The sequence below is a fragment of the Kitasatospora sp. NPDC059673 genome (assembly GCF_042734215.1).
Lineage (GTDB): Bacteria > Actinomycetota > Actinomycetes > Streptomycetales > Streptomycetaceae > Kitasatospora.
This window is the reverse complement of sequence record NZ_JBHWEN010000005.1, coordinates 233,383-248,058: the sequence shown is the minus strand read 5'-3', so window position 1 is coordinate 248,058 and position 14,676 is coordinate 233,383. Positions and strand designations below refer to the sequence as shown.

Sequence of the window (14,676 nt, the reverse complement as noted above, 5' to 3'; positions counted from 1 at the left end):
GGTGTTTTCGAGGGTTGTCGTGGACCGGGCCCGATCAGCCGTAGACCATCCGCCGCAGCTGACGCACCGACAGCTGCGGCGCGGCCACCCGGCGGGCGGCCAGCTCCGCCGTGAGGCGGGCGAAGATCCGATCGTTGGTCAGGCCCCTGGCCTGCAACTCACCGTGACGGCGGCGCACGTACTCCTCCGTGGTCTCGGAGAAGTACGCCAGCACCTCCGCGACGACCCGCGACGCCTCCCCGGGGGCCAGCGAAGTGGTCCGGGCGAGGTGGGCGAGCAGGTCCTCATGAGGGTGCGGTGAGACAGGCACGATCGGGGAGCCTAGGCGTGAAGTGTTCATTTGCCAAAGATCTTGCCCGATTTCGGGCAGGACGGCGAGCCGATGCACCCCGCGAGTAGGGTGACGGCATGCGCGCACTGGACGACGATCAGGTACGGGCCCTGCGCTCCAGGGGGCAGGGCATCGGCGGCGGCGTCACCTTCCCGACCGCCGCCGAGGCTGTCGAACGGGTGGTCGGCGTCCAGGCCCAGGACGCCCGGGCCGGCCTGGTCGGCATCGGGGTCAGGACCCGCGATCTCACCGCCGCCGACGTCCGGCCGGCCCTGGAGGAGGACCGCACCCTGGTCCGGAGCTGGTTCCTGCGCGGCACCCTGCACACCGTCACCAGCGCCGACCTGCGCTGGCTGCTCGCCCTGCTCGGGCCGCACTTCCTGCGCCTGAGCGCCCGCCGCCTCCGCGAACTGGGCCTCGACGAGGCCCTGTGCGACCGGGCCGAGACGGTGATCACGAACACCCTGGCCACCCACGGCCCCTCCACCCGCGCCGAGTTGACCGGGCACCTCGCCACGGCCGGCCTCCCGGCGCAAGGCCAGGCGCCGTTCCACCTGATCCGCCGGGCCGCGCTGCGCGGCCGGATCTGCTTCGGCCCCGACCGCGACGGCGACGCCACCTACGTCGTGCTCGCCGACTGGCTGCCGGACGCCCCCGAGGGCCCCGCCGGCGACGGAGCCGTCACGGAGCTGGCCCGCCGCTACCTGCGCGCCCACGGGCCGGCCGCGCCCGAGGACTTCGCGGGCTGGTCCGGCCTGCCCGTCACGGCCGCCCGGCGCGCCTGGCGGGCCCTCGACACGTCCGGCGAACTGCTGCACGTCCGGGTCCGCGACCAGGACTGCGCGCTCCCCGCCGACCGGGCCGCCGAACTCGACCTCGCCCCGCCGCCCGCCCCCGACGTGCGGCTGCTGCCCGCGTACGACAACTACCTGGTCGGCTACCGCTCCACGGCGCTGTCCGTCCCGGCCGCCCACGAGAAGCGGATCCGCCCCGGCGGCGGCCAGATCCACGCCGCCGTCCTCGCCGACGGGCTCGCCCGCGGCACCTGGTCCTGGCGCCGCGGCCGGGCCGACGTCACCCTCTTCGACCCCTCCCCCACCCCCGCCCTCGCCGAGGGCATCGCGACCGCCTCCGCCGAGCTGTCCCGCTTCCTGCGAGCCGGCTGACCTGCCGGAACTCGCCGAAGAACGGCCCGCCGCCGACCGGGAGGCGCCCCGTCGTGTGCGGCTCGATCGAGTCGCGGAGCAGGCGGCCGAACCCGCGAAGAGTCTCCCGGTCGGACGACACCGCCGCCGTTGCCGTACAGTGCGCGCCCACACCAGTCCGGCCGCCCGACTACGCGTCAGAGGACCTGCCCCATGCGCACATTGAGCCTTCCGCCGGCCCCCCGGTGGGCGGTCGCGGCACTCGCCCCGCTGGCCCTGATCGGCCTCGGGGTGCTGTCCGCGAATCCGGACTACGCGTACATCGGCGATCCCGCCCGGCTGGCGGTGCTGGCGGGCGCGATCCTCGCCCTGGCGGCGCTCCGGGTCGGCTGGCCACGGGTCGTCGCGGGCATGCTGGTCGGGCTCCCCCTGCTCGTCCTCCCACCCGCGATGTACGAGACCGAGATCCTGCAACTGCGCGGCGAAAAAACCGACCTCGTCGTGGTGGCGGCGCCGCCCGGCGCCGACCTTCCCTGCGTGCTCCGCCGGGCGGACGGCGGAGCGCTGCCGCACGACGTGTACGAGTACGCCGGCTGCGTGCCGCCGTCGGAGCCGCAGCCCTTCCCGTACCTGGTGGACCCGGCCGGCTGGGTGCGCCCGCAGTTCAACGAGGGGAACGATCTCTTCGGGCCGGAGGTCCTCCCGATCGCGCTGACGGTTCTCGTCGGGCTCTGGGCCTTCGTCGTGCTCGGCACCGGCCGCCACCCGTCGGTGAACCGCCGGCAGCATCCGGACGCAACCGATCGCCTCCCTGACGCGTAGTCATTCCAGACGGCCGAACGGGTGGGCGGGGACCCACTCGGGTGGGGGGCCGTCACTGAAGGACGGTGTGCGGGCGGTGCTCGGGTGATCACGGCCGGGCGCCTGCATCCATCGGCGGTGTCCGGGCGGGGGTTTCCGGCGGTCACCCCGCAGGATGGGCCGCGTACTGTCCGTGTCGATCACAGGGGGACCGTCCGTCATGCAACCGCGTGTGTTCGCCGTCGTCACCGCCGTCCTGCTGGCCGCGCTCGGCCTCGGGTCGGTCCTGGTCACCGACTGGACGCCCAAGCCCGCCTCCGCCGCCGCCTCCCCCGCCGACCCGGCCGGCCGCACCGCCACCGCGCCCGGCGCCGCCTCGCCCTCCCCCACCGGCGACCCAGCGGTGTGGACCCGCTCCACGCTGCGCAACAAGCTGATGGCCGAGATGGACGCCAACGACCCCGGCGTCGCCCTCGCCGACCTGGACAAGATCACCAAGGACAAGCCGTACACCGTACGGTTCTGCCACCCCATCGCGCACGAACTCGGACACGCCGCCGTGAAGCGCTACCACCAGGACTTCCAGAAGGTCATCTCCTTCCCCCACGAGACCTGCGCGGCCGGCTACCTGCACGGCGCGGTCGAGGAGATGCTCGCCAACTCCCAGGACCCGCAGCACGACATCCTCACCCTGTGCGCCCCGTCCAACACCGGCCCCTGCATCCACGGCGTCGGCCACGGCATCATGTTCGTCACCAAGCAGGACATCCCCGGCGCCCGCGCCCTGTGCGACAAGTTCCCCTCCCAGAACCGCCGCATCACCTGCTCCGAGGGCGTCTTCATGCAGCTCTTCGCCCCCGACGAGGAGGACGAGAAGGCCAAGGCCAACCTCCCCGCGGACAAGCTCGCCGCCGACCCCCTGTACCCCTGCCCCGAGCAGCCCGCCCTCTACCAGTCCGCGTGCTTCTTCTACGCCCCCACCTACTTCCTCTCCTCGCACGACTACGCCAACCATCCCGAGGTGTTCTCCCAGGCCCTCCAGTGGTGCCTGAACGCGAAGGCCAGCGGCGGCGAGAACGACTGCTCCCGAGGCGTGGGCTCGCGCACCATGAAGTACAACCTGGACCGCGAGGACTGGGCGGCGCAGCAGTGCGCCACCGCGAAGGACGCCTGGCAGCGCAAGGCCTGCGCGCAGGGGCTGGTCAGCTACTACACCGTCAACTACACGGACAACGGCGCCGCCGGGCGCCTGTGCAGCAAGATCACCGACAAGGAGATCCAGGGCTACTGCCGCTCGGCGGGCGGGCTTTCGAGCACCCTGGACTGAAAACGCTCCGGGTATGGAGAGCACCACCAGGGGCGCGGGGAACTGCGCGACAAGCGCTCACCACGTCCGCAAGGGCGCGATCAAGTGCAGGTCATTGTCCTGCGTCGCGATCTTGCGGCTGGATGCCTTCCGCTTCGCGCAGTTCCCCGCGCCCCCGGTGGTGCTCTCCCTGTTCTCGTACCCGCCTGCTCTACCCTCCCCTCCCATGAACGACGACTTCAGAACTGCCGCTCAGGCGGCCGCGCGGCTGGTGGCCGACTTTCTCGACGAGTTGCCGTCGAAGCCGGTGTGGCAGCCGATGGACCCGGCGAAGCGGTCCGCGCTGCTGGAGCTGGAGCTGCCGGAGGGCGGGGCGGGGTTCGCGGAGCTGCTGGAGATCGTCGAGCGGAAGATCATGCCGCACCCGATGGGCAACGGGAACCCGCGGTTCTTCGGGTGGGTGAATTCCTCGCCGCAGCCCGCAGGGATTCTCGCCGCTCTCGCCGCGTCCGCGATGAATCCGAGCTCGGCGGGTGGTGATCACGCCGATGTGCACCTGGAGCGGGCCGTGGTGCGGTGGATGGCCGAGCTGGTGGGGTTCCCGCATCCGGCGGGTGGCGGTCTGCTGACCTCGGGTGCCTCGATGGCGACCATCGTCTGTCTGGCGGCGGCCCGCAATCGTGCGGCGCGGCGGGCCGGTCGGGACGTCCGGGAGGACGGGCTCGCGGGGCTGCCGCCGCTGGTGGGGTACGTCACCGGCGAGGCGCACAGCTGTGTGCGCAAGGCCGCTGAGCTGCTCGGTCTCGGGTCGAAGCACCTGCGGGTGGTGGAGTCGGACGCCGGGGGCCACCTGCGCCTGGACGGCCTGGAGGCGGCGATCGCGGAGGACCGCGCGGCGGGCCGGGTGCCGTTCCTGGTGGTGGCGTCGGCGGGGACGGTCGGTACGGGCGCCGTCGACCCGTTCGAGCCGATCGCCGATCTCGCGGCCCGCGAGGGGCTGTGGTTCCACATCGACGGCGCGTACGGGGCGTTCGGGGTGCTGGATCCGCAGATCGCGCACCGTTACGCGGGGCTCGATCGGGCCGACTCCCTCGCGCTGGATCCGCACAAGTGGCTGGGTGTGCCGGTGGACTGCGGCTGCGCGCTGGTGCGGGACGCGCAGGAGTTGCGTGGCACGTTCAGCCTGGTGCCGTCGTACTTGCGGGACGAGGGCGCGGGCGCACTCGGCTGGTTCTCGGAGTACGGCACGGAGCAGACCCGGCCGTTCCGTTCGCTGAAGGTGTGGGCGTCGATCGCGCATCGCGGCCGCTCGGGGGTGGCCCGGGACATCGCGCACTGCACGGGGCAGGCCCGCCGGCTCGGCGAGTGGGTCGGGCAGGATCCGGAGTTGGAGCTGCTGGCGCCGGTCGAGACGTCGATCGTGGCGTTCCGCTACCGCCCGTCCGGCCTCGGCGAGGAGGAGACCCAGCGGCTCAACTCCCTTCTGCCGGTGGCGATCCAGCAACGCGGCCGGGTGTTCGTGACCGGCGCGGTGTACCGGGGGCGGGAGATGCTGCGGGCGTGCCTGCTGAACTCCTCGACCACGGATGCGGATCTGCGGCTGCTGCTGGACGAGGTGAAATCGGCCGGTGCGGAACTCCTGGACCGGGGCCGCACGTCCAAGTGATCGCGGGAGCGGATCAGCGCCGATCCGACGGGGGCCCGCGCAGACATTAACCGTCGGGTCACGGGGGGTTCGTGATCGTGAAACAGCGGAGCGCCACCATTCAGGCATGGATGACATGGCGTACACCCACAGAACCGCGAATCAGCAGCGTCGCAGCCACCGTTGGCGCCGGGAGACGGTCGAGCTCGCGGCGGTGTTCGCCGCAGTCGCGGCCGCCGACCTGGTCGCCAATGTGGTGGTGCACGGGCACGACGGGCCGGTGCTGCTGCTCGCCTCCGCCGGGGCGCTGCTCGCCACGGCGCTGTTTCGCGGCTGGCTCGCGCACCGGCACCCGCCGGGTCGGGACGCCCTCGCACCACCGGGCGGGCCCGAGGTGACGTCCCCGGAGGAGCCGACAACATTGTGGCGGCTGCGGACCAGCGTCGCGGACGCGCCGGGCAGTCTGGCCCGGGTGTGCGCCGCGCTGGCGGAGCGGCGGGTGAACATCGTCTCGATGCAGGCGCACCCGCTGCCGGACTGCACGGTGGACGAGTTCATCGTCCGGGCGCCCGCCGCGCTGAGCCGGGCGGAGCTGGTGGCGGCGGTCGCGGCGGGCGGCGGCCGGGAGATCTGGACCGACCGGGCGGACGCCCACGAGCTGGTGGACGTGCCCCGGCAGGTGCTGGCGCTGGCCACCCGGACCGCGCTGGACGCGGCGGAGCTGCCGCTCGCACTGCGGCAGTTGTTCGGGCGGGCGGCGATCCGCCAGTACCCGGGGCGGGGCGCTTCGGCGCAGCCCGGCGCGGACGGGCACCTGATGCGGCTGCCGCTGCCGAACGGGGACCTGTTGGAGCTGTCCCGGCCGAATCTGCCGTTCACGCCGACCGAGTTCGCCCGGGCCCGGGCGCTGGTGGAACTGGACGCCGTGCTGGGCTCGCGGGTGCCGCAGGTCGAGGCGCGGATCAGCCGTCCGGCGGGGGACGACCTGACGGTGCGCCGGGCCACGCCGGCCGACCGGGGCGCGGCGGTGGCGATGCACGCCCGGTGCTCGCCGGAGTCGCTGCGGCGGCGCTACCACGGGCCGGTGAAGGACGCCGACCGCTACCTGGACCATCTGTTGGACCCGCGGCACGGGCAGACTCTCGCGGTGGAGACCGCGCAGGGCCGGCTGGTGGCGCTGGCGCACCTGATGTGGGACGACGAGGGCGCGGAGATCGCGCTGCTGGTGGAGGACGCCTGGCAGCGTCGCGGCCTGGGCGTGGACCTGGTGCGGCGGATGGCGGCGCTGGCGCTGGAGGCGGGCGTGGGCACGGTGTACGCGGTGACCACGGCGGCGAACACCGGGTTGATCGCGACCATGCGCCGGCTGTCGGCGCCGCTGGACTTCCAGGTGGAGGACGGCACGGTGGTGATCACCGCGCACCTGTTGGAGGCGGCGGAGAAACTGCCCGCGCCGTGGGCGGCCCGCTGACGGCCCATCGGGCCCGGCGGGCCCGGCAGCGGGGCGTCCCGTTCCGTTGCCGGGCCCGTCGCGGCGCGGTCAGTCCGGGTCCGGCGCGGGCCGGTAAGTCGCCCCTGCTCAAGTGTGCGGGCGGGAGTCGGTAGGCTGAGTCCGTCCCTGCCGCCCGTGGGTCGCCGAACGGCCCGGGCGGTGCCGCAGCAAGGAGGAACCCCTGAGCATGCCAGGCACCGATTCGGAAGCCGCGCGCGACGCCTCGCTGCCCGCCCGCGCAAAGATCGCCGTGACGGCCGGCAAGATGGCGGCCGCGCTGTCCCAGAAGGCCGGACGCGGCAGCGGGTCGGTGATCGGCGGCAAGGTGGCGCTCAAGCTCGACCCCGATCTGTTGAAGACCCTCGCCGAGCACCTGGACGTGGTGCTGGTCAGCGCCACGAACGGCAAGACCACCACGACCCGGCTGATCGCCGAGGCCCTGCGGGCGGCCGGCCCGGTGGTCTCCAACGCGCTGGGCGCGAACATGCCGGCCGGTATCACGGCGGCGCTCGCGGGCGGCACCGACGCCAGGTTCGGCGTCATCGAGGTGGACGAGAAGTACCTGCCGATGGTCGCCCGGGACACCCGTCCGAAGGCCATAGCGCTGCTGAACCTCTCCCGTGACCAGCTCGACCGCGCGGCCGAGACCCGCATGATGGCCGAGAAGTGGCGCGAGGGTCTGAAGGACACCGAGGCCGTGATCATCGCCAACGCGGACGACCCGCTGGTGACCTGGGCCGCCTCGTCCTGCAAGAAGGTGGTCTGGGTGGCCGCCGGGCAGGCGTGGAAGGAGGACGCCTGGTCGTGCCCCTCGTGCGGCGGTGTGATGCAGCGTCCGGGTGACGACTGGTTCTGCGGTGAGTGCGGTTTCCGCCGCCCGAACCCGCACTGGGCGCTGCAGGGCACCCACGTGATCGACCCGCACCGCGGTGCCTGGCCGATCCAGCTCCAGCTGCCGGGCCGCGCCAACCTGGCCAACGCGACCAGCTCGGCGGCGGTCGCCGCGGTGTTCGGCGTGGCCCCGCAGGTCGCGCTGCAGCGCATGCAGTCGGTGGCCGCGGTGGCCGGCCGCTACGACGTGGTGCAGTACCGCGGCCGGGACATCCGGCTGCTGCTGGCGAAGAACCCGGCCGGCTGGCTGGAGACCTTCTCGCTGATCGACGGGCCGCCCGCGCCGGTGATCCTGTCGGTGAACGCGATGGACGCCGACGGCACCGACACCTCCTGGCTGTGGGACGTCGACTACGAGCGCCTGGCCGGTCATCCGATCTTCGTGATGGGCCAGCGCAAGCTCGACCTGGCGGTCCGCCTGGAGGTCGCCGGCCTGCAGTTCCAGGTCGTCGACTCGCTCGCCCAGGCGGTGGACGCGGCCCCCGAGGGCCGGATCGAGGCGATCGCCAACTACACGGCGTTCCAGCAGCTGCGCAAGGCCGTGGTGGCCTGATGAGCGACCAGTCCTATCAGCAGTACGGCCAGCAGCCGTACGGCGGGCAGCAGTTCGACGAGCACCAGCAGTACGGCGAGCAGCAGCAGTACGACCAGCACCAGCAGTACGGGCAGCAGCCGTACGGCGGTCAGTCGTACGGCGAGCCGCAGTACGACCAGCAGCACGGCCAGCAGCAGCAGTACGACCAGCAGCCGTACGGTGAGCAGCAGTTCGCCGGGCGGCAGCGGGGGTTCGAGGAGCCGCAGCAGCAGTACGGGGGCGGTGCGCCGGAGGCGGCGCCGCAGTACGGGAGGTCTTCGAGGATGAGCGAGAGCAGCCTGCGGGTGGTCTGGGTGTACCCGGACCTGCTGTCCACGTACGGCGACCGCGGCAACGCCCTGGTGGTGGAGCGGCGGGCGCAGCAGCGCGGCCTCGGGGTGCAGCGGATCGACGTGCGCTCCGACCAGTCGGTGCCGACCAGTGGTGACATCTACCTGATCGGTGGCGGTGAGGACCGTCCGCAGCGGCTGGCGGCGGAGCGGCTGCGCAATGACGGCGGGCTGGTCCGGGCGTCCGAGAACGGTGCGATCATCTTCTCGGTCTGTGCGGGTTTCCAGATCCTCGGCCACGAGTTCATCAACGACCTCGGCGAGCGCGAGGCGGGTCTGGGTCTGCTGGACGTGTGGACCACCCGCGGTGAGGGCGCGCGCTGTGTCGGCGACGTGCTGGCGGAGGTGAACCCGCAGCTGAACCTGCCGCAGCTGACCGGTTTCGAGAACCACCAGGGCGTCACGCACCTCGGCGAGGGCGTCAAGCCGTTCGCCACGGTGCAGGTCGGCCGGGGCAACGGCACCGGTGACGGCACCGAGGGCGCCTGGCGCGACACCGTGTTCGGCACCTACCTGCACGGCCCGGTGATGGCCCGCAACCCCGGCGTCGCCGACATGCTGATCAAGCTGGCGCTGGACGTCAACGCGCTGCCGCCGGCCGACACCACCTGGTACGACGCGCTGCGCACCGAGCGGATCGCCGCGGCGGCCCGCCCGGCGTAGCCGCCGGCCGTTGGCCCGGTGGACGGCTGACCGCCATGTGGTCAGCCGTCCCCGGTGGAACAACTTCATAGGAGAATGAGGAAGCCCGGGCGCAACACCCTCCTCGGCGGTCGGGTCGCAGTTACGTGTGGTGCGTCGAGGAAGCCGCCCCCGCGTCGGTTTCGGCCCGGCCGGACGCAGGAACCGTATGCTGTGCAGCAGGTCCGTTTCGGGCGCTATGTCCGATTCTCAACCACCAGTCCGGCCGTCCGAATCCTGCTCGGGAGTTGGCAAAGCAATGCGTATTGGTGTCCTGACCAGTGGCGGTGACTGCCCCGGCCTGAACGCCGTCATTCGTTCCGTGGTCCACCGGGGGGTGGTCGACCACGGCGACGAGATCATCGGGTTCGAGGACGGCTGGCGCGGTCTTCTGGAGGGCGTGCACCGCCCGCTGACCCTGGACTCGGTGAGCGGCATCCTCGCCCAGGGCGGCACGATCCTCGGCTCCTCCCGGGTCCAGCCGAGCCACCTGCGCGACGGTGTTGAGCGTGCCAAGCGGTACTGCGCGGACCTGGGCATCGACGCGGTGATCCCGATCGGCGGCGAGGGCACCCTGAAGGCCGCGAAGCTGATGAGCGACGCGGGCCTGCCGGTGGTCGGCGTGCCGAAGACCATCGACAACGACATCGCCTGCACCGACGTCACCTTCGGCTTCGACACCGCGGTGTCGGTGGCCACCGAGGCGCTCGACCGGCTGAAGACCACCGCCGAGTCGCACCAGCGGGTCATGGTGGTCGAGGTGATGGGCCGCCACACCGGCTGGATCGCCCTGAACGCGGGCATGGCGGCCGGTGCGCACGCCATCGTCGTCCCCGAACGCCCGTTCCACATCGACAAGTTGACCGAGGTGGTGCGCGAACGCTTCGACCGGCAGAAGAAGTTCGCGATCGTGGTGTGCGCCGAGGGCGCCAAGCCCGAACCCGGCACCATGCCGTGGGAGGAGGGCACCAAGGACATGTACGGCCACGAGCGGTTCACCGGCATCGCCACCCAGCTCTCCCGCGAACTGGAGTACCGCCTCGGCAAGGAGGCCCGCCCGGTGATCCTCGGCCACACCCAGCGCGGCGGCACCCCGACCGCCTACGACCGGGTGCTCGCCACCCGCTTCGGCTGGCACGCCGTGGAGGCCGCGCACAAGGGCGCGTTCGGCCAGATCACCGCACTGCAGGGCACCGACATCCGACTGGTGCCGCTCGGCGAGGCCGTCGCCGAGCTGAAGACGGTGCCGTCCGACCGCTACCTGGAGGCGGAGACCGTCATCTGACGGGCCCTCAACTCTCAAGCCGGGGGCGCGTCGTGGTTCACCGCGCGCGCCCCCGACGATAGCCTTCGCCGCATGGAGATCCTCGCGTACGGCGTCCAGTCCGACGAACGGCCGCTGCTCGAAGCCGCCCTGGCCGCGCACCGCCCGCGCCTGCTGGACGTCTTCCTCACCGCCGACACCGCCCCACTGGCCACCGGCTACCCCGTGGTCTCCAGCAGCGTCAACGACGAACTGACCGCCGAGACCCTGCGGTTGCTCGCCGCCGGCGGCACCCGGCTGATCGCCCAGCGCTCCACCGGCTTCAACAACATCGACCTCGACGCCGCCGCCGAACTCGGCCTCACCGTCGCCCGGGTCTCCTACTACTCCCCCTACTCGGTCGCCGAGCACGCCTGGACCCTGGCCCTGGCCGTCAACCGCCGGCTGATCCGATCCGTCAACCGGGCCCGCGAGTTCGACTTCCGGCTCGACGGCCTGATGGGCCGCGACATCCACGGCATGACGATCGGCGTGCTCGGCACCGGCAAGATCGGCGAGTGCTTCGCCCGGATCGCCGCCGGCTTCGGCACCAGCCTGCTCGGCTGGGACCTCACCCCCAATCCCGAGTGCGAGGCGCTCGGCATGCGCTACGTCGAGAAGGACGAACTGCTCGCCCACAGCGACATCGTCTCCCTGCACGTCCCACTGCTGGACGCCACCCACCACCTGATCGACCACGCCGCACTCGCCCGCATGAAGGACGACGCGATCCTGGTCAACTCCTCCCGCGGCGGCCTGGTCGACGCCGTCGCCCTGGTCGAGACCCTGCGCGCCGGACGCCTGGCCGGCGTCGGCCTGGACGTGTACGAGGAGGAGGCCAACGTTTTCTTCACCGACCGCTCCGGCCAGGGCATCGCCGACGACGTCCTGGCCCGCCTGATCAGCTTCCCGCAGGTCCTGGTCACCTCCCACCAGGCGTACTTCACCCGCACCGCCGTCGGCCAGATCATCGACGCCACCGCCCGCAACATCGACGACTTCACCGCGGGGCGCACCAACGAGAACACCCTCGTGCCAAGGAGCTGACCCGCCGCCGGGCGGGCACTGGTCCGAGGGCTTGGGCCTGGTGATGGCCGCGCTGGTGCTGGTGGTGGCGTTCGGGTCGTGGCGTTCGGGTCGTAGCGTTCGGGTCGCTGGTGGCGGCGGGGCTGCCGCTGCCCGGCCCCGCGCCCGGGTGAGCCGCCGTTGCCTGGCGAGCGGCGGCCGGACGGCTTCGTGGCGGGGGCCGCTGGCGGGCGCGCCGTAAGCGACGCCTAGGCTGGGTCCGAACGAAACCGACCAAACCGGACCCGCGTCGTCGCGCGGTGCCGGACGGCAATGGACGAAAGCGGGGCCGCCCGATGGGCGACGGCATGACGGGGATGCATCACCACGGCGGGGGCCCCCTGCCGCCGTTCAGTCTCTCCCGGGCGATGGAGTTGTCGCCGGACTGGCCGTACCTGATCTTCTGCGCGCTCGCCCTCGGCCTGTACCTGGCCGGGGCGATCCGGCTGTGGCGGCGCGGCGACAAGTGGCCGGTGAGCCGGGCGCTGTTCTGGACGGCCGGTGTCGGCACCGTGTTCATGGTCACCAACACCAAGCTCAACGACTACGGCATGGTGCTGTTCAGCGCCCACATGATGCAGCACATGGTGCTGTCCATGCTGTCCCCGATCCTGCTGCTGCTCGGCGCGCCGATCACGCTCACGCTGCGCTCGCTGCGGCCCGCCCGCAAGGGCAGCGGACGCGGCCCGCGCGAGCTGCTGGTCGCGCTGTTGCACAGCCGGCTGGTCCGGATCGTCTCGCACCCCGCGTACACCATCCCGATCTTCATCGCGAGCCTGTACGGGCTGTACTTCACGCCGCTGTTCGACTACCTCATGCAGTACCAGATCGGGCACGTGGCGATGATGCTGCACTTCCTCGCCGTCGGCATGCTGTTCTTCTGGCCGATCATGGGCGTCGACCCCGGCCCGCACCGCCCCGGCTTCGTGATGCGGATCCTCGAGCTGTTCATGGGCATGCCCTTCCACGCGTTCTTCGGCGTGGCCGTGATGATGGCCTCCGGGCAGTTGGTCAGCACCTTCACCGCCGAGATGGCCCCGCTCGGCACCGACCTGCACGCCGACCAGCAGCTCGCCGGCGGCATCACCTGGGCGTTCGGTGAGATCCCCACCGCGATCGTGCTGATCGCCCTCACTCTCCAGTGGGCCAAGTCCGAGGAACGGCAGGCCCGCCGCCGCGACCGGGCCGCCGACCGCGACGGCGACGCCGAGCTGGCGGCGTACAACCGGTACCTGGCCTCGCTGAACCGCAGCGCCGGGTCGGCCGGGTAACCGCTTTCCGTTTCCGTTTCCGTGGATCCGCCCTGGAGCTTCTCCCGGGCGGATCCTGCTTTTTGTTCTGGGGCCGGGGTGTCTCGGCTCAGCTTCTCAGCCGATGCCCTGGCGGTCGGGGCTGAGCGCGAAGACCCGGTTCTGCTCGTCCGGGACGGCCACGGCGACGGCCCGCTCCAGCAGGCGGCGCTGCGTCTGCAACGGGTCGCGCCGCGGCTCCGGGGTGATCCGCAGCAGGTCGTCCAGGGCGGCGGCGAGCCGGCGGGTGACCTGGGGCTGGCCGGCCCCGCAGATCCGGATCTCGGTGAACGCCAGGTCCACCGTCGCCTCCCAGCCCGGCACCGGCTGCACCAGCCGCACCGCGCCGTCGCGGTCCCGGTGGCGCAGCTCGCCCACCTGGTACGGGGCGAGGACGGCAAGCAGCTGATGGATCCGGTCGAGGGCCTGCACGGCGGTGGTGGGGTCGTTGACGGCCGGCGACAGGGCGCGGATGGCGATGTCGACGAGCTGGCGGAAGCCGAAGCTGAGGTCCTGGTGCATGGTGCGGTCCACACCGACGTTCAGCGCGGTGGTGATCCACCCCGGCCGGGGCGGGGTGCCACCGGACACCAGGACGGTCGGGGTGCCGGGCGCGATGAAGTCGCCGATCCGCGGCACCAGGTGCAGCACCGCCCCGTGCCGCCGGGCCACCCGCACCAGGCGGCGGATGTTGACGTCCCGCAGCACGCCGGCCCGGCCCTCGTGCAGCAGCGTCGGGCCCTGCGGCGCAGCGCCCGCTGCGGCAGCATTCGGGGCCAGCCAGCGGTAGGCCAGCAGGACCTGGAGCGACTCCCGGGTGATCCGGTCGATCATGTGCGGCACCCGCAGCAGCCGCATCGTCGCCTGCACGTACAGCACGAACAGCGCAAGGCTGAGCATCACCAGGGCCACCGCGACGATGGTCGAAACCACCGGGACGGAGACGGCGCGCGCCGGGTCGGTGGTGTCGTCGTAGCCCAGCTGCACCAGCAGGGTGAAGACGAACGTCGCCAGGCAGGTCGAGAACGTCGCCTTGGTCAGCCGGCTGCGCACGTACAGGCGCAGCACCCGGGGGCTCATCTGGCTGGCGCCCATCTGGAGCGCCACCAGGGAGATCGAGAACACCACGCCGATGAAGGTGAGCATCGCCGCGCTGACGGTGGACACCACGCTCTTGGCCGCGGTGGCGAAGGACTGCAGGTTCTCGGTGCCCTGGGTGGCCGCCGCCTCGAAGAACAGCTCCTGGTCGATCAGGTCGGTCAGCCCCGCCAGCAGCATCGCCCCCACACAGGCCACCAGCGGCGCGAACCAGAACGACTCCCGCAGGAGCTCCCGCAACGGCGACAACGCCCGATACCGCGGCCGGCGCCGCCCGCTGTGCTGCTCGCTCATCTCGCCAGGCTAGCCACGGCCGGGCCCCGCCCTCGGGAAGGACGCGGGTGGGCGGTGGATTCGGCCGCGGGCGCCGGTCGGGGGGTGGCACTGGCGCACGGTCGGGTGGTGCGGGCCGGGCCGGCGGACGGGCGGAGGGGCGGGTGGTGCGGGCGGACGGGCGGACAGGCGGACGGGCGGACGGGCGAACGGGCGAACGGACGATGTGGCGCTGCACGGTCCCGGTGCGGTGAGCGCCGTTGCTGCCTACCTCGCCGGGGTGAGCTCCGGCAGGGCCTGGACGGGCACGTTCGCCGTTTCCGACCAGGACGAAGGTGGCTGCCGCGGCCGCCAGGACGCCGAGGAGGGCGGCTGCCGCCCAGCGTGTCCGTGACTTCACCGCACCGCCCCGGCGGACCCGCTTGTTCTTGA

At 72.3% G+C, this 14,676-nt stretch carries 12 protein-coding genes; 10 read left to right on the top strand and 2 right to left on the bottom strand.

What is annotated here, in order from left to right; genetic code table 11:
- Positions 1 to 34: 34 nt before the first annotated feature.
- Positions 35 to 340, bottom strand: a complete 306-nt coding sequence (locus ACFV18_RS09045; protein ID WP_380480830.1) for a hypothetical protein — start codon at positions 338 to 340, stop codon at positions 35 to 37.
- 68 nt (positions 341 to 408) lie between these two features.
- On the opposite strand from ACFV18_RS09045, the gene ACFV18_RS09040 reads away from it, so the two are divergent.
- The 10 genes from ACFV18_RS09040 to ACFV18_RS08995 all read left to right on the top strand — a co-directional run bounded on the left by ACFV18_RS09040 (position 409) and on the right by ACFV18_RS08995 (position 12,855).
- Positions 409 to 1,497, top strand: coding sequence for a winged helix DNA-binding domain-containing protein (locus tag ACFV18_RS09040; protein WP_380480828.1), 1,089 nt, complete (start codon positions 409 to 411; stop codon positions 1,495 to 1,497).
- Between the two features lie 192 nt (positions 1,498 to 1,689).
- The gene (locus ACFV18_RS09035) at positions 1,690 to 2,298 is read left to right on the top strand and encodes a hypothetical protein (protein ID WP_380480826.1); all 609 of its coding nucleotides are present in this window, start codon (positions 1,690 to 1,692) and stop codon (positions 2,296 to 2,298) included.
- Positions 2,299 to 2,497: 199 nt separating this feature from the next.
- Entirely contained in the window at positions 2,498 to 3,604 is a 1,107-nt protein-coding gene (locus ACFV18_RS09030; protein ID WP_380480824.1) for a hypothetical protein, read from the top strand.
- 205 nt (positions 3,605 to 3,809) lie between these two features.
- The gene (locus ACFV18_RS09025) at positions 3,810 to 5,249 is read left to right on the top strand and encodes a pyridoxal phosphate-dependent decarboxylase family protein (protein ID WP_380480822.1); all 1,440 of its coding nucleotides are present in this window, start codon (positions 3,810 to 3,812) and stop codon (positions 5,247 to 5,249) included.
- Positions 5,250 to 5,355: 106 nt separating this feature from the next.
- Complete coding sequence (locus tag ACFV18_RS09020; protein WP_380480820.1) at positions 5,356 to 6,699, top strand: GNAT family N-acetyltransferase; 1,344 nt, start codon at positions 5,356 to 5,358, stop codon at positions 6,697 to 6,699.
- 208 nt (positions 6,700 to 6,907) lie between these two features.
- Positions 6,908 to 8,164 (top strand): MurT ligase domain-containing protein, encoded by a 1,257-nt coding sequence (locus ACFV18_RS09015; RefSeq protein ID WP_380480818.1) that lies wholly within the window; start codon positions 6,908 to 6,910, stop codon positions 8,162 to 8,164.
- A gap of 305 nt (positions 8,165 to 8,469) precedes the next feature.
- Positions 8,470 to 9,198 (top strand): type 1 glutamine amidotransferase, encoded by a 729-nt coding sequence (locus ACFV18_RS09010; RefSeq protein WP_380480962.1) that lies wholly within the window; start codon positions 8,470 to 8,472, stop codon positions 9,196 to 9,198.
- Between the two features lie 277 nt (positions 9,199 to 9,475).
- Positions 9,476 to 10,501: a 6-phosphofructokinase gene (locus ACFV18_RS09005; RefSeq protein ID WP_380480816.1), complete on the top strand. Its 1,026-nt coding sequence runs from the start codon at positions 9,476 to 9,478 to the stop codon at positions 10,499 to 10,501.
- A 72-nt stretch (positions 10,502 to 10,573) separates the two neighbouring features.
- Positions 10,574 to 11,566: a 2-hydroxyacid dehydrogenase gene (locus tag ACFV18_RS09000; RefSeq protein ID WP_380480814.1), complete on the top strand. Its 993-nt coding sequence runs from the start codon at positions 10,574 to 10,576 to the stop codon at positions 11,564 to 11,566.
- Between the two features lie 335 nt (positions 11,567 to 11,901).
- Positions 11,902 to 12,855 carry a cytochrome c oxidase assembly protein gene (locus tag ACFV18_RS08995; RefSeq protein ID WP_380480959.1) on the top strand — a complete coding sequence of 318 codons (954 nt, stop codon included), beginning with the start codon at positions 11,902 to 11,904 and terminating at the stop codon, positions 12,853 to 12,855.
- A 96-nt stretch (positions 12,856 to 12,951) separates the two neighbouring features.
- On the opposite strand, the gene ACFV18_RS08990 is transcribed toward ACFV18_RS08995, so the two are convergent.
- On the bottom strand, positions 12,952 to 14,265 hold the full coding sequence (locus tag ACFV18_RS08990; RefSeq protein WP_380480812.1) for a DUF2254 domain-containing protein: 1,314 nt from the start codon (positions 14,263 to 14,265) through the stop codon (positions 12,952 to 12,954).
- Between the last annotated feature and the right edge of the window lie 411 nt (positions 14,266 to 14,676).

Coding starts and splice junctions, on each gene's coding strand:
- ACFV18_RS09005 (WP_380480816.1), top strand. CDS start 9,476: ATGCGTATTGGTGTCCTGACCAGTGGCGGTGACTGCCCCGGCCTGAAC.
- ACFV18_RS09025 (WP_380480822.1), top strand. CDS start 3,810: ATGAACGACGACTTCAGAACTGCCGCTCAGGCGGCCGCGCGGCTGGTG.
- ACFV18_RS09015 (WP_380480818.1), top strand. CDS start 6,908: ATGCCAGGCACCGATTCGGAAGCCGCGCGCGACGCCTCGCTGCCCGCC.
- ACFV18_RS09035 (WP_380480826.1), top strand. CDS start 1,690: ATGCGCACATTGAGCCTTCCGCCGGCCCCCCGGTGGGCGGTCGCGGCA.
- ACFV18_RS09000 (WP_380480814.1), top strand. CDS start 10,574: ATGGAGATCCTCGCGTACGGCGTCCAGTCCGACGAACGGCCGCTGCTC.
- ACFV18_RS09040 (WP_380480828.1), top strand. CDS start 409: ATGCGCGCACTGGACGACGATCAGGTACGGGCCCTGCGCTCCAGGGGG.
- ACFV18_RS09030 (WP_380480824.1), top strand. CDS start 2,498: ATGCAACCGCGTGTGTTCGCCGTCGTCACCGCCGTCCTGCTGGCCGCG.
- ACFV18_RS08995 (WP_380480959.1), top strand. CDS start 11,902: ATGCATCACCACGGCGGGGGCCCCCTGCCGCCGTTCAGTCTCTCCCGG.
- ACFV18_RS09045 (WP_380480830.1), bottom strand. CDS start 340: ATGAACACTTCACGCCTAGGCTCCCCGATCGTGCCTGTCTCACCGCAC.
- ACFV18_RS08990 (WP_380480812.1), bottom strand. CDS start 14,265: ATGAGCGAGCAGCACAGCGGGCGGCGCCGGCCGCGGTATCGGGCGTTG.
- ACFV18_RS09020 (WP_380480820.1), top strand. CDS start 5,356: ATGGATGACATGGCGTACACCCACAGAACCGCGAATCAGCAGCGTCGC.
- ACFV18_RS09010 (WP_380480962.1), top strand. CDS start 8,470: ATGAGCGAGAGCAGCCTGCGGGTGGTCTGGGTGTACCCGGACCTGCTG.